Origin of the sequence: Millisia brevis NBRC 105863, assembly GCF_001552615.1 — a bacterium.
Lineage (GTDB): Bacteria > Actinomycetota > Actinomycetes > Mycobacteriales > Mycobacteriaceae > Millisia > Millisia brevis.
Genome location: NZ_BCRN01000016.1, coordinates 81,478 through 99,056, shown reverse-complemented (window position 1 = coordinate 99,056; position 17,579 = coordinate 81,478). Strand labels below are relative to the sequence as shown.

The 17,579-nt window shown below is 70.0% G+C and carries 20 protein-coding genes; 12 read left to right on the top strand and 8 right to left on the bottom strand.

Translation table 11 applies throughout. The annotated features are described in order from the left end of the window. Positions 1–30: 30 nt before the first annotated feature. Positions 31–831 carry a TetR/AcrR family transcriptional regulator gene (locus tag MB1_RS20010; protein WP_245650278.1) on the bottom strand — a complete coding sequence of 267 codons (801 nt, stop codon included), beginning with the start codon at positions 829–831 and terminating at the stop codon, positions 31–33. 223 nt (positions 832–1,054) lie between these two features. Here MB1_RS20010 and MB1_RS20005 point away from each other — a divergent pair, with 223 nt between their 5' ends. The 5 genes from MB1_RS20005 (at position 1,055) to MB1_RS19985 (ending at position 5,417) form a co-directional block, all read left to right on the top strand. Beyond that, positions 1,055–2,326, top strand: coding sequence for a DUF445 domain-containing protein (locus MB1_RS20005; RefSeq protein ID WP_066911609.1), 1,272 nt, complete (start codon positions 1,055–1,057; stop codon positions 2,324–2,326). Between the two features lie 199 nt (positions 2,327–2,525). Beyond that, a complete protein-coding gene (locus MB1_RS20000; RefSeq protein ID WP_174531985.1) occupies positions 2,526–2,972 on the top strand; it encodes a helix-turn-helix domain-containing protein in 447 nt (148 codons plus the stop codon). A gap of 74 nt (positions 2,973–3,046) precedes the next feature. Then, entirely contained in the window at positions 3,047–3,775 is a 729-nt protein-coding gene (locus MB1_RS19995; protein ID WP_066911606.1) for a heparin-binding hemagglutinin, read from the top strand. Positions 3,776–3,842: 67 nt separating this feature from the next. Next, positions 3,843–4,133, top strand: a complete 291-nt coding sequence (locus tag MB1_RS19990; RefSeq protein ID WP_066911603.1) for a DUF2516 family protein — start codon at positions 3,843–3,845, stop codon at positions 4,131–4,133. 147 nt (positions 4,134–4,280) lie between these two features. After that, a complete protein-coding gene (locus MB1_RS19985; protein WP_245650277.1) occupies positions 4,281–5,417 on the top strand; it encodes an alpha/beta fold hydrolase in 1,137 nt (378 codons plus the stop codon). A gap of 21 nt (positions 5,418–5,438) precedes the next feature. Here MB1_RS19985 and purU read toward each other — a convergent pair whose 3' ends face one another. Further along, entirely contained in the window at positions 5,439–6,395 is a 957-nt protein-coding gene (gene purU / locus MB1_RS19980) for a formyltetrahydrofolate deformylase (RefSeq protein ID WP_084352272.1), read from the bottom strand. 47 nt (positions 6,396–6,442) lie between these two features. On the opposite strand from purU, the gene deoC reads away from it, so the two are divergent. Continuing rightward, entirely contained in the window at positions 6,443–7,141 is a 699-nt protein-coding gene (gene deoC / locus MB1_RS19975; RefSeq protein ID WP_066911600.1) for a deoxyribose-phosphate aldolase, read from the top strand. A 28-nt stretch (positions 7,142–7,169) separates the two neighbouring features. On the opposite strand, the gene MB1_RS19970 is transcribed toward deoC, so the two are convergent. Then, complete coding sequence (locus MB1_RS19970; protein WP_169801707.1) at positions 7,170–7,937, bottom strand: LmeA family phospholipid-binding protein; 768 nt, start codon at positions 7,935–7,937, stop codon at positions 7,170–7,172. Between the two features lie 172 nt (positions 7,938–8,109). Between MB1_RS19970 and MB1_RS19965 the strand changes: the two genes are divergently transcribed. After that, positions 8,110–9,075 (top strand): LysR family transcriptional regulator, encoded by a 966-nt coding sequence (locus MB1_RS19965; RefSeq protein ID WP_169801706.1) that lies wholly within the window; start codon positions 8,110–8,112, stop codon positions 9,073–9,075. 19 nt (positions 9,076–9,094) lie between these two features. On the opposite strand, the gene MB1_RS19960 is transcribed toward MB1_RS19965, so the two are convergent. From MB1_RS19960 to MB1_RS19950, 3 genes are read right to left on the bottom strand one after another with little or no spacing between them, the layout of a single operon-like run. Beyond that, a complete protein-coding gene (locus MB1_RS19960) occupies positions 9,095–9,895 on the bottom strand; it encodes a class I SAM-dependent methyltransferase (RefSeq protein WP_245650276.1) in 801 nt (266 codons plus the stop codon). Further along, positions 9,874–10,377 carry a DUF2505 domain-containing protein gene (locus MB1_RS19955; RefSeq protein WP_066911591.1) on the bottom strand — a complete coding sequence of 168 codons (504 nt, stop codon included), beginning with the start codon at positions 10,375–10,377 and terminating at the stop codon, positions 9,874–9,876. Before MB1_RS19955 ends, MB1_RS19960 begins: the two co-directional genes overlap by 22 nt. Positions 10,378–10,403: 26 nt before the next feature. Next, positions 10,404–10,904, bottom strand: a complete 501-nt coding sequence (locus MB1_RS19950; RefSeq protein WP_066911588.1) for a DUF2505 domain-containing protein — start codon at positions 10,902–10,904, stop codon at positions 10,404–10,406. A 25-nt stretch (positions 10,905–10,929) separates the two neighbouring features. Between MB1_RS19950 and MB1_RS19945 the strand changes: the two genes are divergently transcribed. Then, on the top strand, positions 10,930–12,048 hold the full coding sequence (locus tag MB1_RS19945) for a UDP-N-acetylmuramate dehydrogenase (RefSeq protein ID WP_084352270.1): 1,119 nt from the start codon (positions 10,930–10,932) through the stop codon (positions 12,046–12,048). Here the strand turns inward: MB1_RS19945 and MB1_RS19940 are convergent. Continuing rightward, on the bottom strand, positions 12,045–12,959 hold the full coding sequence (locus tag MB1_RS19940; RefSeq protein ID WP_066911585.1) for an L-lactate dehydrogenase: 915 nt from the start codon (positions 12,957–12,959) through the stop codon (positions 12,045–12,047). The two genes, MB1_RS19945 and MB1_RS19940, sit on opposite strands and share 4 nt — an antisense overlap. 137 nt (positions 12,960–13,096) lie before the next feature. On the opposite strand from MB1_RS19940, the gene MB1_RS26110 reads away from it, so the two are divergent. Both MB1_RS26110 and MB1_RS19935 read left to right on the top strand, forming a co-directional pair. After that, entirely contained in the window at positions 13,097–13,240 is a 144-nt protein-coding gene (locus MB1_RS26110; RefSeq protein ID WP_169801705.1) for a hypothetical protein, read from the top strand. Between the two features lie 71 nt (positions 13,241–13,311). Further along, positions 13,312–14,637: an ROK family protein gene (locus tag MB1_RS19935; protein WP_084352269.1), complete on the top strand. Its 1,326-nt coding sequence runs from the start codon at positions 13,312–13,314 to the stop codon at positions 14,635–14,637. 96 nt (positions 14,638–14,733) lie between these two features. On the opposite strand, the gene MB1_RS19930 is transcribed toward MB1_RS19935, so the two are convergent. Further along, positions 14,734–15,780, bottom strand: coding sequence for an LLM class flavin-dependent oxidoreductase (locus MB1_RS19930; protein ID WP_066911582.1), 1,047 nt, complete (start codon positions 15,778–15,780; stop codon positions 14,734–14,736). A gap of 264 nt (positions 15,781–16,044) precedes the next feature. Here MB1_RS19930 and MB1_RS19925 point away from each other — a divergent pair, with 264 nt between their 5' ends. After that, the gene (locus MB1_RS19925) at positions 16,045–16,785 is read left to right on the top strand and encodes a FadR/GntR family transcriptional regulator (RefSeq protein WP_066911579.1); all 741 of its coding nucleotides are present in this window, start codon (positions 16,045–16,047) and stop codon (positions 16,783–16,785) included. 54 nt (positions 16,786–16,839) lie between these two features. Then, entirely contained in the window at positions 16,840–17,568 is a 729-nt protein-coding gene (locus tag MB1_RS19920) for a cache domain-containing protein (RefSeq protein ID WP_066911576.1), read from the top strand. Positions 17,569–17,579 lie beyond the last annotated feature (11 nt).

Here is a 17,579-nt window from a genome sequence, read left to right as displayed (position 1 = left end):
AGTCGGCCCCGCTATCGGCAGGTGATGCCGCTACTCGGGGTCGGGGGCCGCCTCGGCCTGGACCCGGGCAGCCTCGGCGGGAGGCATCGGCTGCAACGGATGCGGGAACTGGTTGAACACCGCCGGTGACGCACCGGAGGCGGCGACGCCCGCGACGCCACCCCAGATCATCATCACCAGGTAGTCGACGAGCGCTTCCTTCGACATCGACTGGTGGGTGATCCACCAGTGCACCGCGAGTCGCACGCTGCCGACCAGCCCGTAACCCCATACGTAGGCGCCGCCGGAATCCATCGCCAGGGCGCGCAGTCGCTCGCCGACCACGACGACGACCAACTCGGCGATCGCCTGCTCGGACTCGCTGATCGCGGTATTGCCGGAGTTCTGGGAGACGAAGAAGAGGTACAGATTCGGATCGGCCGCGACCGCGTCGACGTAGGCGCCGATCGTGGTGCGGATCAGGTTGTACTCGTCGGAGTCCTCCTGGATGGAGGCCATCAGCCGCGGGGCCAGCGTCTCGCTGACGTACAGGTCCAGCACCGCGGTCACCAGGTCGGCCTTGTCGGTGAAGTACCGATAGAGCACGGTCTTGGAGATCCCGATCTCCTGGGCGATCTCGTCCATACCGGCGTTCGGACCGCGTACGCGGATCGCATTGGTGGCCGAGGCGACCAACTCTTCGCGGCGGGCGAGCTTGTGCTCGCGCCAGCGCCGCTTGCGGCCGTCGCCGGCGTCCGCTCCGGAGCGGACGCGACTGATCGTGCGGCCGGTGCTCGTGGTGCGACTTCCGGACCCTCCCTTGCCGGGAGTGGCCATCGCATCGGCAGCCATCGAGTTCAGCCCTCCTTGTACCCACCGATCCGCGGTGCCGCCGCCCGCTCGGGTGAGCGTTGCGTGGGCCACGTTTTGTGCCGAATCGGTTCCAGGTCTCGTCGTCCGCTCAAGGATACGGGCTGATGAGGCCCTTACGGGGCGACTGTGGCGCAGCCGGCAGCGCTCGCGTCGCGGGATATGGGTGAATACCCCGAACCACGCAGCGCAACACGCGGGCACAATGGCCAGCGTGGAATTGCTCACGTTCGACGAAGGGGCGAAGATCCGCGATCTGCGGCGGATGAAAGCGTTCGCCACCGGGTTGCTGGTCTTCGTCACCATCGTGTACTTCGTCTGCCGCTGGCAGGAGTCGCTCGACGCCCCGCGTTGGGTCAGCTTCGTGCGCGCCGCGGCGGAGGCCGGCATGATCGGCGCGCTCGCCGACTGGTTCGCGGTCACCGCGTTGTTCCGATATCCGATGGGTATCCCGATCCCGCATACCGCGATCATCGTGCGCAAGAAGGACCAGCTCGGTACCGCGCTGAGCTCCTTCGTCGGCACGAACTTCCTGTCGCCCGAGGTCGTCACCGACAAGGTGCGCTCGGCGCGGATCCCCATTCGGCTCGCCGAGTGGATGGCCAAGCCCAGCAGCGCCGAGCGGGTGGCCGCGGAGTCGGCGACCGTGCTGCGCGGCGCGCTCGAGGTGCTCAACGACGAGGACGTCCAGCAGGTCATCGACAGCACGATCGTCAAGCGCATCGCCGACCCGCAGTGGGGTCCGCCGATCGGCCGGGTGCTGACCGAGCTGTTGAACGAGGGGCGGCATCGCCCGCTGATCGACATGCTCGCCGAGCGGGCCCACCAGTGGGCCCTCGGCAGCCTGGACACGATCGATCGCATCGTCACCCGCGATTCGCCGAGTTGGGCGCCGCAGTTCGTCAACCAACTGCTCGGGGAGCGCATCCACCGCGAACTGGTCGACTTCACCTGGAAGGTTCGGTCCAACCCGAACCACGAGCTGCGGCTGGCCGCCGACGCGTTCCTGGTCGAATTCGCCAACGATCTGCAGAACGACCCGGAGACGATCGCCAAGGCCGAGAAGATCAAGGCCGAGATCATGGGCCGCGAGGAGATCACCGGGCTCGCCGCGGCCACCTGGACGGTCGCCAAGCGGCTGATCTCCGAGTCGGTCGAAGATCCGAACTCCACCCTGCGCCGCAAGATCGCCGACAACATCCAGCGCATCGGTGAGAAGGTGCGCGACGAACCCGAGGTCCGCGACAAGCTCGATCGTTGGCTGCTCGCCGCCGCGCGGTTCGCGGCGACCAACTACGCCGACGAGATCACCTCGATCATCTCCGACACGATCGGGCGATGGGATGCCGCGGAGGCCAGCCGCAAGATCGAGGTGCAGGTCGGTCGCGATCTGCAGTTCATCCGCATCAACGGCACGGTGGTCGGCGCCCTCGCCGGTCTGGCGATCTACACCCTGTCGTTCCTCATGTTCGGCTGACGTGTGCCGTCGATCACAGGTGCAAGCTATTGCTAGCAATGTGCTTGCAATAGCTAGCAGGCGAGGCTACGGTCGGTAATACACCGAATCGATCACCGCGGGTGATCCGACCGAATCCCGGGAGGGCGTTGTGAAGCCCGAGCCACGCTCCGAAAGCGAGTCGCAGGACTCCGCCGCCGGGGAGCCCGGGGACGGTGGTGTGGTCGAGTTGGCCGGCGATCTGGCGGCGAAGGTGGCCGCCACGCCCCGCGATATCGGCAGTTTCATTCGGGCGCAGCGGGAGTCCGCGCAGGTCTCGCTGCGTCAGTTGGCCACCCTTACGGGGGTCAGCAACCCGTATCTGAGCCAGATCGAACGCGGACTGCGCAAGCCGTCCGCGGAGGTGCTCAGCCAGATCGCCAAGGGGCTGCGGATGTCCTCCGAGGCGTTGTACGTGCGAGCGGGCTTCCTGGACGAGCGGCCGCACAGCCCGGTCCGGGATGCGGTCGAAGCGGATGTCGTTCTCAACGAACGGCAGAAGCGCACGCTCCTGGAGATCTACGAGACCTTCTGTCGGGAGAACGCGACATCGAGTGTGTCCGATGTCGATTCGCCTGACCCCGGTCCTTCCGAGGTGATCGTCGTGCCGACGTCCACCGACGAATAGCCGGGCCACACACAGACATCGGCGCGGCGCCGTCACGTTGCGCCACAAGAAATTTCAGCAGAGGAGAATTCCCGATGACCGACCCTCGTTTCGACAACGTCAAGACCCCGATCTACGCCGCCGTCGGCGCCGGTGACGCCGTGGTTCAGGCCGTTGCCGATGTCGTCGCCCAGGTCCGCGCTCGTGCCGAGAGCACCGGCACCGAGGTCAACGATCGGGTCGAGACCGCCCGCGAGACCGCCAAGGCCCGCGTCGACAGCATCGTCGAAGAGGTCGAGATCCTGCGCAAGCGCCTCGTCGGCCTGCCGTCCGAGCTGCCCGAGGTCGCCGAGCTGCGCGAGAGCTTCACCCCGGAGGAGCTCAAGAAGGTCGCCGAGGCCTACCTGAAGGTCGCCTCCGATCTCTACAGCTCGCTCGCCGTACGCGGCGAGGAGACCGTCGAGCGGATCCGTCGCTCGCCGAGCATCGAGGGTTCGATCGAGCGGGCCAACGCGGCCGCCGGTGAGGTTGTCGAGCTGACCGAGCAGGCGCTCGGCAAGGTCGCCTCCGAGACCCGCGCCGTCGGCGAGCGCGCCGCCGGGCTGGCCGGTCTGGCCGGCTCCAAGGTTTCCGAGGCCGCCGACGAGGTCGCCGAGAAGGTCACCGAGGTTGCCGACGACGTCGCGGATGCGGTCGACGAGGCCGCCGACGAGGTTCCCGCCGTGAAGGCGCGGGTCACCAAGGCCGCGCCGGCGAAGAAGACCACTGCGGCGGCTCCGGCCAAGAAGGCCCCGGCCCGCAAGGCGCCCGCCAAGAAGGTCTGATCTGCCATCGATCGCCCGGGGCGCGCGACCACCGCCGCCCCGGGCGATCGATTTCTATACTGAGGAAATGACGACTACGGCGACCAGTGTGATCTTCTATGCGATTCAGATCGTGGCGATCGGCTTCGCCGCCTACGCGTTGGTGCACGCGATTCGGCAGCGCGAGGACGCCTTCACGGCCGCCGGGAAGCTGACCAAGCCGATCTGGATCGGAATTTTGGCCGCCTCTACGGTGTTCCTCTTCTTGTTCGGCCCGATCGGATTTTTCGGTGTGGGGATCGCGGCTATCGCAGCCACCCTCATCTATCTGGTCGATGTCCGCCCCAAGGTCGACGAGATCCAGCGTCCGCGCTGGTGAGACGGCGCCCGGCCGGGCGATACGAAGATGCGACATACCTGCCTGGCGTGTCGCTGTAATACCTGTAACCCCGATGCCGACACTGTTGTCGGGGCCACATATTCTTGGCCGTCCGGAGCGAACGACGTTTGCGGACAAGGAGTGAAAATGCGCGGGAAGATGGGCTCGAAGGCCGCTCTGATCACCGCCGGTGGGGCTGCGGTCTCGGTTGCCGGCGCGATGGCCGGACTCGCTCGACGGCGGCATCAGCCGCCCGCTCCCGCCGCGATCCTCGACTCCGCGATCGGCAACCGCCGCATTCCGGTCGAGGACCTGCTCCCGACCCGCGTCGACGATCTGATCGGCTCGATCACCGCCCCCGACCGCGGCCGCACGGTGCGCACCGGCGACGGCGCGGAACTGTTCGTCCGCGAGTTCGGCCCGGCCGACGGCGAACCGATCGTGATGTGCCACGGCTGGGTCTGCTGCACCGAGTTCTGGGCCCCGCAGATCAACGCTCTGGCCGACCGCTACCGCGTCATCACCTACGACCAGCGTGGCCACGGCAACTCGACGATGGGTTCCGCCCGGCTGACCGCCGGTACCCCGGGCGCCGACCTCGCCGACGTTCTGCAGGCCACCGTCGATCCCGCCAAGCCCGCCGTCATCGTCGGCCACAGCATGGGCGGCATGTCGATCATGTCGTGGGCGGGGCGTCGCCCCGACGAGGTCTCCCGCTACGCCAAGGGCATCGTGCTGGCCAGCACCGGCGCCAACCAGCTGCTCCAGGACCTCGGCGTGCTGCCCTTCCGCCGTCGCCTGCCCGCCCGCGCCGAAGCGCTGCTGCGCGCGAGCATCGGCACCGAGCTGCCGCTGCCCGCCGAGACGCTCACCAGCCCGTTGGTGCTCTCCGGTATCCGCTACGTCGCGCTGAGCAAGGACGCCACCCGCGCCGAGGTCGACTTCAGCGCCCGGATCGTGCGGTCCTGCTCGCCGAAGACCCGCGGCGCCTGGGGCCTGATGCTCGCGGACCTGGACATCTACAGCGGCCTCGAGAACATCACCGTGCCGACCACGGTGCTCGTCGGCGCCGACGACCGGCTGACCCCGGCCGTGCACTCCTACCGGATCGCGGCCAAGCTCGCCGACACCGGTGAGCTGTACCGGTTCATCGAGATCCCCGGCGTCGGCCACATGCTGCCGGTCGAGGCGGTCGAGCAGACCAACGCCGAGATCATCCGGCTCGCTCAGCACACCGACGAGCCGGCGATCGGCCGGCCCGGCGGGGTCCTCGTCGACGCCTGATCGCCGCCGGGCGCGGGGTCGTCAGTCGAAGACGACCGTCTTGCGGCCGTGCACCAGGACGCGGTCCTGGAGGTGCCAGCGCAGCCCACGGGCGAGGACCAGCTTCTCGATATCGCGGCCCTGACGCACCAGGTCGGGGATCGTGTCGGAGTGGTCGACGCGGATCACGTCCTGCTCGATGATCGGTCCGGCGTCGAGTTCGCCGGTCACGTAGTGGCAGGTCGCCCCGATCAGCTTGACGCCGCGCGCGAAGGCCTGGTGGTAGGGCCGTGCGCCGACGAACGACGGCAGGAAGCTGTGGTGGATATTCAATGCCCGCCCCGCCCAGCTCTCGCAGAGCCAGGCCGGCAGCACCTGCATGAAGCGGGCCAGCACGATCGCATCCGCGTCGAACGAATCCACCAGCTTCGCCAGGGCGGCAAACGATTCCGCGCGATCCTCCGGGTCCTTCGCGAACGGGACGTGGTGGAAGACCACCCCGTGCGCCTCGACCAGCGTCGCCGGCTCCGGATGATTGCCGATCACCGCGACGATCGTTCCGGGCAACTCGCCCTGCGCATTTCGGCCGAGCAGGTCGTGCAGGCAGTGCATCTCCTTGCTGACCAGCACCACGATGCGCTTGGGTTCCGCCGAATCATGAAGCGCCCATTCGACATCCGAACCGAAGTCGGCGGCGACCGCACCGAATCCGGCCCGCAGCTGTTCGAGCGAGGTATCGATCGTGCGCGCGTCCACCGCCTGGCGGGTGAAGAACCAGCCGCTGTCGGCGTCGGCGTGGTACGCCGCCTCGGCGATCGAGCCGCCGTGTTCGGCGATGAAGGACGAGATACCCGCGACGATGCCGGTGCGGTCCGGGCAGCCCAGGGTGAAGACGTACTGGCGCTGGGAGGTCGAGCGCTGGGGGGTTGAGCGCTGGGGGGTTGAGCGCTGGGGGGTTGAGCGCTGGGGTGTCGCGCCTCGGGGGGTCGAGCTGGTCATACCGGTCAGCTTCGCACGGCCGGTGGAGCGGGTGCGATGCTGGGGACATGACCACCGACGGGAACATCCTCGACACCCCGACGCGGGCGACCGTGGCCGCGATGATCGATCACACCCTGCTCGCCCCGGAGGCGACCACGGCGCAGGTCGCCGAGGCGATCGCCGAGGCCGTCGACCTCGGTGTGGTCGCGGTATGCCTGTCGCCCGGTGTGCTGCCGGTGCGGGCACCCGAATCGCTGGTGGTCGCCACGGTCGCCGGATTCCCCTCCGGCAAGCACCACTCGTTGATCAAGGGCTCCGAGGCCCGCCTGGCGGTCGATTCCGGCGCCGCCGAGGTCGACATGGTCATCGACGTCGGCGCGGCCCTCGAGCGCGATATGTCCGCGGTGCTCGCCGACATCGTCACCGTCCGCGAGGCGATCGGCGGGTCGGCGGTGCTCAAGGTGATCCTCGAATCGGCGGTCCTGCTCGCCGCCCCCGGTGGGGCGGACCTGCTCGCCGAGTGCTGCGTCACCGCCGAGCGCGCCGGCGCCGACTTCGTGAAGACCTCCACCGGCTTCCACCCGGCCGGCGGGGCGAGCGTCGAGGCGGTGCGGATCATGGCGGACACCGTCGGGGGGCGCCTGGGCGTCAAGGCCAGCGGCGGTATCCGGGATGCGGAAACCGCCGCGGCGATGATCGCCGCCGGCGCCACCCGGCTCGGGCTGTCCCGCTCCCGCGAGGTCCTCGACGGCTTTCCCGCCTGATCGTCCGGGATCGAGCCGGCGCGGCAGGTCAGCAGGTCTGCGGGACCGCGCCGGTATCCGAGGTGGCGTTGAGCGAGTACTCGCCGCCCGCGAGGGTCAGGCCGACCCCGTCGGCGTCGACCTCGACGGTCTGCGGCGTCATGCCCAGCGGGTAGACCTGCAGGCCGGACGCGAGCGTCGAGACGACGCTGCTCGCCAGGTCGGTGGGAATCCCCAGCCCGAGCAACGAGGCGTCGACCGTCCGGATCTCGATCGAGTTGCCCGAGATCTCCGGCGCCACCGTCAGCGCCGCCAGCGCCCCGAAGACCACCCGGATCGTGCCGGTGGCCGGGTCGGTGGTCACGTCGGTCAGCAGCGGCCCGATCCCGCTCTCCGAAAGCGTCTGGCGGATCCCGTCGGCGCTCCAGTGCACCGTGGCGTCCGAGGAGCCGACCCGCGCGGGCGTCGAGCCGTCGACGACCACGTTGTGAACGGTCGCCTCGACGTCCATACCCCGCGCGTTGCCGAAGACGCCATCCTGGTTGCGGATCGTCACCGACGAGACCGTGTCGTCCAGGGCGGTCAACAGGATCGGCCGGGAGCCCAGCTCCACCGAGGTCGGCGAACCGATCTGGGCGGACAGCTGATCCTCCAGGCAGTCGGTGATCCGGTTTCGCAGGTAAAATTCCCCGACGACCGAGCCGAGTACCAGCAGCACCACCACCAGTGCGGCCCCCACCGCGATGATCGTGCCGGTGCCCCGGCGACGCGTGGACGAAGTCTGTGGGGCATTGGGGCCCGAGGGTCGAGTGCTCATCGGCTTCAATTGTGCCTGCCGCGCAGCGGTCCGGACGGGGAGCCGCCGAATCCCGTGATTCCTCACGACGGGACGTACCGCTGTACCGATACGTCGCATCGGATGAACCATACGGATGGTTTTATTCGGTGCGATCAAGTCGCGGGTCGGTTCGATCGGTAATTTATCGGACATGGTTGGCGAGGCGTCCTTCGACTTCACGTCGTTGGCGATGGTGTCGTCCGTCGCGCGCCTCGGCAGCCTCGGAGCGGCCGCTCGGTTGCATTCGGTCTCCCGTGAGCACATCGGGGCCCGGGTGCGCGGGGTCGAACGGTCGCTGGGCGTGACGATCTTCGAGCGTTCGCCGACCGGGGTGCGCACCAGCGCCGAGGGGGTGGCGGTCGTCGAATGGATCGGTCGGGTCCTCGACGACGCGGGGCGCATCCGCTCGGGTGCCGCGGCCCTGGCGGCGGCGCACCCGGCTCCGGCGGCGGCGCACCCGGAGTCGGGCGACCCGGAGGAGCCCGCGGTGCAGGTCGCCGCCACCGCGACGTTCACCGAGTACCTGTTGCCGCGCTGGACCGCCGCGATGGGCCGCGTCCACCCCGGGGTGCGGATCGGCTGCCGACCGGGACGTGCCCCCGAGGTGATCGAGGCGGTGCGCAACGGGACGGTCGCGGTCGGCTTCGTCGAGGACGCCCGGGTGCCGTCCGACCTGTCGCGCCATACCGTCTGGACCGACGAGTTGGTGGTGGTCGTGTCCCCGGACCATCAGTGGACCACCCTGGACGCGGTCGACCGGGCCACCCTGGCGCGCACCGCGCTGGTCCAGCGCCGGCCCGGCTGCGGTCCGCGATCGACGATCGACGATCTGCTCGGTGCGGCGGTCGCCCCCGCGATCGAGGTCGATACCCTCGCGGCCGTCCGCGAGGCCGTCTACGCCCTGCGTGCGCCCGCGGTGATGTCCTCGCTTACCGCCCGCTCCGACCTCGAGGACGGCCGCCTGGTGCGCGTGCGGGTGGACGGGCTGCCGATGGCGCGTCGACTCAGCGCCGTCTGGGACACGATGCGGGCCCTGGACGGCGCCGCGATCGATCTGGTGAACCTGGCCGTGGAGATCCACCGGGCCTGCCTGCCCGGCGCCGCCGTCGAGGACTGACGCCCATCCGTGCCGCTCCTCAGGGCGCCACGTGCGCCCAGGGCACCCGCAGGACGTTGTCGCGCAGCCGCCGACGGGATACCTCGACCGGCAGCCCGGCGGCCGCCAGGGACGCCAGCGCCGCCCGCCACCGCACCCGCGGCCCGAACGGGGTGAGCCCCGCCGCCGCCTCCCAGGCATGATCGGCGGCCCGCAGCGTCTCGTGGATCGGCCGGCCGGGGACATTGTGGTGGATCAGCGCCTTGGGCAGCCGCGCCGCCAGGTCGGAGGGCCGCTCGATCGCGGCCGGATCCCAGGCGAGGGTCAACGTGCGCGGACCGTCGCCGGTGAGCGTCACCCAGCTGCAGAGCCGCCCGATCTCGTCGCAGGTGCCCTCGATCAGCACCCCGCCCGGGCGCAGACCGCCCAGCAACCGCGCCCAGGCGGGCTCGACCGCCTCCTCCGGATACTGCCGAAGCACGTTGATCGCCCGCAGCAGCGTCGGGCGCAGCCCGGCCAGTTCGAAGCCCCCGCGCCGGAAGATGACCCCGTCGCGATCGGCGACCACCCGTTCGGGATCGATCTCGAGGCCGACCACGCCGATCCGGGGTGCGGCGGCGCGCAGTCGGCCCGCCCACTCCAGGGTGGTCACCGGCCGATCCCCGTAGCCCAGGTCGATCGCCAGAGGCCGCGGATCGTCGCCCAGCGCGGCAACGACCACCGGTTCGCGCAGGGAATGCCGGTCGATGCGGCGCAACCGATTGATACCGGTGGTGCCGCGGGTGATCACCCCCTCGGCGCGCCCCGGCGCCGCCCGGATCAGCCCTTCTTGGTCAGCCACTCGGCGGTCAGGTCGCCCTCGGCGCGGAAGAGGTCGACCAGGTTGACCAACATCAGCTGCTCGAGGCGCGGCCCGACGAAGGGGACGAAGACCTTGGCGGTCGAGGTGGTCCGCAGGGTGCAGCCGGTCTCGGTGGGAAACAGCGAGGTCTCACCGGTCAGCGAGCCCGGCCCGCCGGGGATCGACGCGCTGTAGGTGCCCGCGGTGGTCTCGGTATACGGGTCGAAGTGCACATGGCGGGTGATCACCATGTCCTTCTTGATCACCGTCTGCGCGATCTCCGGCAGCTCGGTGCGCGGCAGGATGTGGTGCAACTCCACGTCGATACCGGAGTCGGACACCTCGAGGGAGACCATCTCGTTGGGGGAGTACTTGCGCAACTCCTCGATCCGGTGCTCCCAATAGCCGGTGTCCTGCAACGCCTCGTAGACCTGGCCGGTCTCGAATCGCAGCCGGGCGGAGTAACTCATGCGACGCGCCATGGTGGGTCAGATTACCGACCGTCGAGCTACCGGCTCTCGAGCCACTGCACCGCGAACCCGTGCTCGGCCTTGATCAGCTCCTGGAGCTGCTCGATGATCATCTTCTCGATGCGGCCGCCGATCAGCGGAACCTTGACCTCCACCTCACCGTGCACGGTGACCGTCGCCTGCTTGTCCACCGAGCGAATCGACAGCGTCCCGTCGACCGTCGCCGGGGCGCCGGCCACCGAAGCGGTGAACCGGCCGTCGGCGCCGTCCGCCGTGCGCGTCCAGATCTCGTGCCGCTCGATCTCCAGGTCGCCGGGCAGGAAGGCGGTCACCGCCTGCGGCAGCAGGTCCTTGGCGATCACCTGCACCTGGGTGACGTCGGCCTTCTTGCCGTCCCCCTCGAACGAGGTGATCCGTCCGCCCGGACCGCCGACCGCGGCGAGGCGGTCGTTCCAGAAGGTGCGGTCGACGATCGCGTCGGCGTAGGCATCGACCGGAACGACGCTGGTGGAGAAACTCTGGGTAAATGAGGCGGCCATTCCCGGGAGGCTACCGTGACTGCTCGTGGAAACCGACACGAATACCGGTCGTCTCGCCGATCGCCTCGCCGATCTCGGCGCGCGGGTCGACCTCGACCGGCCGATCGGCGAGCTGACCACCCTGCGCACCGGCGGCCCGGCGGATCTGCTGGTCGCCTGCGACTCGACCGAGGTGCTCGTCGAGGTGCTGCGCGGTCTCGACGCGGCCGGCGTCCCGGTGCTGTTGCTCGGTGGCGGCTCGAATGTGGTGGTCTCCGACGCAGGCTTCCGCGGCGCCGTGGTGCGGATCGTCTCGAGCGGGCTGCGGATCGACGGCGACACCGTCGTCGCCGACGCCGGCGTGGTGTGGGACGACGCGGTGCGCCGATCGGTCGAGGCGGGCGTGGGCGCGCTGGAGTGCCTGTCCGGCATCCCGGGGGCGGTGGGCGCGACCCCCGTGCAGAACGTCGGCGCCTATGGCGTCGAGGTGGCCGAGCTGATCCGCCGGGTGCACCTGTTCGATCGGGAGAGCGGCTCGAGCCGCTGGGCCGCGCCGGAGGAACTCGGCTTCGCGTACCGCACCAGCGTGCTCAAGGGCCGCTCGCGGCTGGTGGTGCTCGCGGTCGAATTCGGTGGGCGGGCGGACGGCCTGTCCGCCCCGCTGCGCTATCGCGAACTGGCCGCGGCGATGGGCGCCGAGGCCGGCGAGCGGCGCCCGGCCGCCGCGGTGCGCGACCGGGTCCTGGCGCTGCGCCGCGGCAAGGGGATGGTGCTCGATCCCGAGGATCGCGATACCTACAGTGTCGGTTCGTTTTTCACCAACCCGATCATCGCCGCCGCCGACGCGCCGGCCGCGATCGAGCGCGCGGCGCGCGTCTCCGGCGCCGATGCGGTGCCGCAGTATCCGGCCGCCGACGGCGCGGTGAAGCTGTCCGCGGCGTGGCTGATCGAACGCGCCGGCTTCCACAAGGGCTACCCGGCGGCCGGCGGCCGGGCCCGGCTGTCGACCAAACACACCCTGGCGCTGACCAACGCGGACGCCGCCGCCACCGCGGACATCCTGGCGCTGGCCGCCGAGGTGCGCGACGGCGTCGCCGAGCGGTTCGGCATCACCCTCGAACCCGAGCCGGTGCTCGTCGGGGTGGAGCTCCCGCCGGTCGGCTAGAAACCCAGCCCGCGGGCGGTCGACCGGATCGAATCCCCGCTGGCGCGCAGCCCGGCGATCTCCTCGTCGGTCATCGGGATCACGAGCTGTCGTTCCGCGCCGCCCGCGCCCACGACCGTCGGCACCGACAGGCAGACGTCGCTGATCCCGTGGTAGTCGTGCACCGTCGTCGAGACCGGCAGCACCCGCTTCTCGTCCCGCAGGATCGCGTCGATGATGCGGCTGGCCGACGCGCCGATCGCATAGTTGGTCGCGCCCTTGCCCTTGATGATCTCGTAGGCCGCCCGCACCACGTCGGTCGCCGTCGCGTCGCGTTCGGCGGCGGTGGTCAATTCGGTGACCGGAACCGCGCCGACGACGGCGCTGCTCCACACCGGGATCTCGCTGTCACCGTGCTCGCCGACGATATACGCGTGCACATTCTGCACCGCGACGCCGCAGTGCTCGGCGATCAGCCCGCGCAGCCGCGCAGAGTCGAGAACCGTTCCGGAGCCGAACAATTGAGCTCCGTCCAGACCGGTGATCCGCTGGGCGGCGTAGGTGACCACGTCGACCGGATTGGTCACCATCACGAAGATCGCGTTCGGGGCGACCGCCACCAACTGTGGCATCAGGGTGCGCAGCATCGAGGTGGTCGACGCCGCGAGTTCCATGCGGGATTGCCCCGGCTTCTGTTTCGCTCCGGCGGTGACCGCGACCACCTGGGCATCGGCGCAGATGTCGACGTCGTCGGAGCCGTCGACCGTCGCGGCCGGCATGAATTGCAGGCCCTGTCGCAGGTCGAGCGCCTCGGCGCGCACCTTGTTCGTATCGATGTCGTAGAGCACCACCGAGCGGGCGGTGCCGCGCAGCAGTGCGGTGTAGGCCAGGGTCGATCCCACCGACCCGGCTCCGACGATGGCGATCTTCACGAATGTCCCCGTCCTGGTGTGAGGGCGTGCACAGCCGAGCCTAGGGGTATCGGTGCGTGCCGTCGCGCATGCCGGAGCTATGATGTGATAGGCATCACGAAGCGGAAGTCTGGCGTTTTGATGCTACGGTTGACGGCATGGTGTCCAAGCCGAGCAATGCGCTGCGCGTCACGTACGTGACCGCCGCTCTCGGCTCCCGTCTGCCGCTCGCTCGTGAATTGTGTTGTCGCTCATCGATGAGCCGACAGCCCCAATCCCCCTACGAGTCGGCGGACGTCTGAGACTTCTCGCTCGTCCGTGACTCGTTATCCGAGCGGCGCCCGCCCGCGCCGCCGGTTTCGAAGGACGAGCAGTGAACACTTCCCTGGCAGCTTCCACCTCCAGTCGCATTCCGACCCGCGGCCGTGCGTCGGCCGGTCGGCCGGCGCCCCTGCTGCGACCGGCTCAGCCCGGTCGGCCGGTGACGCCGGGGCGGGCTCGGATCGCTCCGGCCCAGCTCAAGATCGCCGACTCGCCCGCCGCGTCCGTCCTGCGAGCGGTCATCCTCGGTGGCCCCTCCGCCCGTGACACGATCACCGGCCAGACCGGCGCCAGCGCCGCCACGGTCAACCGTCAGGTCAGCTCGCTGCTCGCGGCGGGCCTGCTCAACGAACGCGCCGACCTCACCGTCGCCGGCTCCGTCGGCCGCCCGCGCATCCCGGTCGAGGTCGACCACGACGCGCATATGGCGCTCGGCATCCACATCGGCGCCGCCGGCACCGCGATCGTGTCGACCGACCCGAGCGGCCGGATCACCGGAGTGGTCGAAGTTCCCACGCCCAAGGGGGATCCGAGCACCGCGCTCAGCTCGATCGCCGACAGCGCCGCCGCCTACGCGGCGCGCCGCCGGGGCCCGCGTCTGATCTGGGTGGGGGTCGCGATCGGTGGAGCGGTCGACGCCGCCACCGGCATCGTCGACCACCCGCGTCTCGGTTGGACCGGAGCGCAGGTCGGCCGGTTGATCGGCGAGCGCTTCGATGTGCCGATCTCGGTCGCGCCGCACGTGCCGGCGATGGCCGCCGCGGAACTGCTGCTGACCCGCGCCGGCGATACCCCCGTGCTGCCGGACGGCGGCACCTCGCTCTACGTCTACGCCCGCGAGACCGTCGGCCTGGCGCTGACGGTGAACAACCGCGTCCACGCCCCGGCCAGCGGTGCCGGATCGATCGCCCATCTCCCCACCGGCAGCTCGGTGGCCTGCTCCTGCGGCGCGACCGGCTGCCTCGAGGTGACCGTCGGCGACCGCGCGATCGTGCAGGCCGCGCAGGCGGCGGGGGTGCCGGACGTGACCACGATCGCCAACGTGATCACCGCGGCGCGCGACGGTTCACGGGCGGCGCACGATCTGCTCGTCGAGCGCGGGCGGGTGCTCGGCCGCGCCGTGGCGGTCGCGCGGGACATGATCAACCCCGATCGGGTGATTCTCGGCGGCCAGGCCTTCACCGACTACCGGCCGGCTCTCGCCGCGGTCGGCGCGGAATTCACCGCGCGTACCACGCTGGCCCCGACCACCGTGCACGTCACCGGCTTCGGCGCCCGGGTCCAGCATTACGCGGCCGCCGCGGTCGCCCTCGGCTCGCTCTACGCCGATCCGCTGGGCACGCTGCGGCGCGCGGCCACGCTGCCGCGCACCGCCTGACCGGTCGCACGCGACCGACAGCGTGTGTCCCCTAGACCGTCGCGGTCGGGGGGACCGGTAGCGCCGACCCGGGTGGGGGGAGGTCCCGAGTCGGCGCTACCGGAAGGCGGGCATGATGCGGTCGGCGATCAGCCGCAGCTGAGTGTCGACGTCCGCAACGCCCTCGATATCGCGGCCCATGAAGGTCTTGACCAGGGTCGCGTCGGTAATGGCCAGAATCATGTGGTTGACGCCCGCCGCCTCGATCTCCTTGAGCTTGGCGACACACTCCTCCGGGGTGCCGGCGACCGAGAGGATCTCGCCGATCTCGGGGGTGGTGGCATCGATCGAGCCCGCGAGATCGCCGGCGCCGAGCTTGCTGATGATCGGCGCCATATCGGCGGGATCGACACCGTTGCGCTCGAGCTGCTCGTTCGGCATCGCCGAGGCGTACAGTCCGACCATCGAGCGGGCGGCGTCCTTGGCGATCGCGGAGTCCTCACCGGTGGCGAAGACGACCCAGGCACCGATGTCGAGATCCTCGACCTTCTTGCCGGCGCGCTCGGCTCCGATCGCCATGTTCTCCACCATGTACTCGTAGGCACCCTTGGTGTAGCTCAGCGCGTGGTGACAGCCGTCCGAGAACTCCGCGGCGACCTGGAACGACTTCGGGCCGCGCATCGCGCCCATCTTGACCGGCACATGGTCGGCGACCGGGCGGGCGAAGGTGAAAAGTCCCTTGTAGGTGAAGAATTCGCCGTCGTAGGTGATGGCACCCTCGTCGAGAAGGGTTCGGATGACGTGGACGCCCTCCTTGACCCGACTCAGCGGCTTCTGGGTGCTCCAGTCCATCCCGTACTGGGCGAGCAGGCCGAAGTTGCCCGACGAGAGCACCACCTCGGCCCGGCCGCCGGTCAGTTCGTCGAGGGTGGCGGTCGCCTGGGCGATCAGGCTCGGCTCGCGCAGCACCACCGCGGAGACCGACGGCCCCATCCGAATATTGGTGGTCTTGTCGGCAGCCGCGGCGAACAACAGCCACAGGTCCTTGTGCCAGGTCTCGTCGGCGGCGTAGACCGCGTGAAAGCCCAATTCGTCGGCCAGCTGGATCGACGCCAGGGAGTCGGTCAGCGGATAGTCGGGCAACATCACGTAGCTGAATTTCATCGGGACGGAATCTCCTTGCGCTTGGCCGCGGGGCGGAAGGGTTCACCGGCGAGGACATCGGCGCCACGGAACAGTTCGAACCGGGTCATCGGACCTCCTCGGGTGAGGATCCGGGGCGCTGACATCGACGGCGCGCTCCTCTGGCGTTTCAAAACTATGGGATCATATGTTTAGTCCGCAACCGATCCGGAAAAGTTGGTCGAACTCGGAATCGGATCGTTGGAAAACGGTGGTCGTCGGCGTCGGGCGAGAGGGGGCGATTCGGTGCTGACCGCGGATGCGCGCCGTGCGGTGCTCGCGCCACTGGACGACGGCGTCGGGCGCAGCGCGGCGGTGGTGCGCCGGCTCGGCAGCGCGATCGCGCTCGGCATCTTCGAGGACGGCGAACAGTTGCCGCCGGAGAGCGACCTGGCCGCGGCGCTGGGTGTCGCGCCGACCACCCTGCGCGATGCGCTCGCGGAACTGCGCAGTCACGGCCTGGTGCAGACCCGCCGCGGCCGCGGCGGCGGCAGCTTCGTGCAGGTCGACCACTCGATCCTCGGCGAACTGGCCCGCGACCGGCTGCGCGAACTGGGCAGCAGCGAACTGCGCGAACTCGGCGATATGCGCGCGGCGGTCGCCGGCAGCGCCGCCCGGCTGGCCGCGCGGCGGGCCGCGGCGTCCGATATCGCCGGACTGCGCGAGATCATCGACCGCCTCGCCGACGAGCCGCGTCTCGGTGAACAGCGCCGTCTCGAGGGGCGCTATTACATCGCCGTCGCCGCCGCCGCCCAGTCGGTGCGGCTGACCCGGCAGCAGTTCGATCTGCAGATCGAACTCGGCCAGGTGCTCTGGAGCCTGCGCCGATCGGCCGACGACCTGCGGTCGGATGTCGAGGCGCATCGGCTGGTGGTCGACGCGATCGCCGCCCGCGATCCGATCGCCGCCCGCGCTCGGACCGAGGAACATATCGAGGCGACCACCCTGGCGTTGATCGACGTGCACATCGCGCTCGTCCGCCGGTAGGCGATCGCGGTTACGCCGCGCGGGAACCGGTCCGCCCGCGTACGGTTGGACCTCATGCGCGGATCGACCGCCCGCCCCTCGGTCGAGGACGCGCGCCTGGCCGCCGACGCGGTCGGCGGCGTGGTCGAGCAGATCTTCGGGGCGGTCACGCAGATTCATCGGCTCTTCGTCGGCTGCTGCCGATCGGCGGCGTCCGAAGGAAAGTCCTTGACCGAGAAGGATATTCGGCGGGTGCGCGAACCGGTCCTGGAGATGCTGGCGCAGTCGGACATACCGCTGGGGCTCGGGGTGGTCGTCGCCCCGGACCTGCTGGACGACCAGCCGCTGTGGCTCGAGTGGTGGCAGTACGGTGCCGAGCGCGATATCCCGAGCCGCCTCGAGGTCGAGCTCAACCCCGGCCGGCTCGGTTTCTACGACTACCTGTCCGCGCCCTGGTACTCCGTTCCCGCGCGCACCGGGCGACGTCACGTCGTCGGACCCTATGTCGACGTCTACGGCACCGACAGCTACGTGCTGACCTTCACCGACCCGGTCGCGGTGGACGACCGATTCGTCGGGGTCGCCGGCGCCGATGTGCGCGCATCGCGCTTCGAATCGGTGGTCCTCGGGCGGCTGCGCGACGCCGGATCGGACATCGTGGTGGTCGGCGACGACGATCGGGTGGTGGTCTCGACGTCCGCGCGCTGGCTGATCGGTTCGCTGCTGCCGGCCGCCGAGATCCCCGACGACGCGGTCGGGCGGCAGGTGGCCGGTCCGACCTGGCGATTGTGGGCGATTCCGTAGGTCGCGCCCGC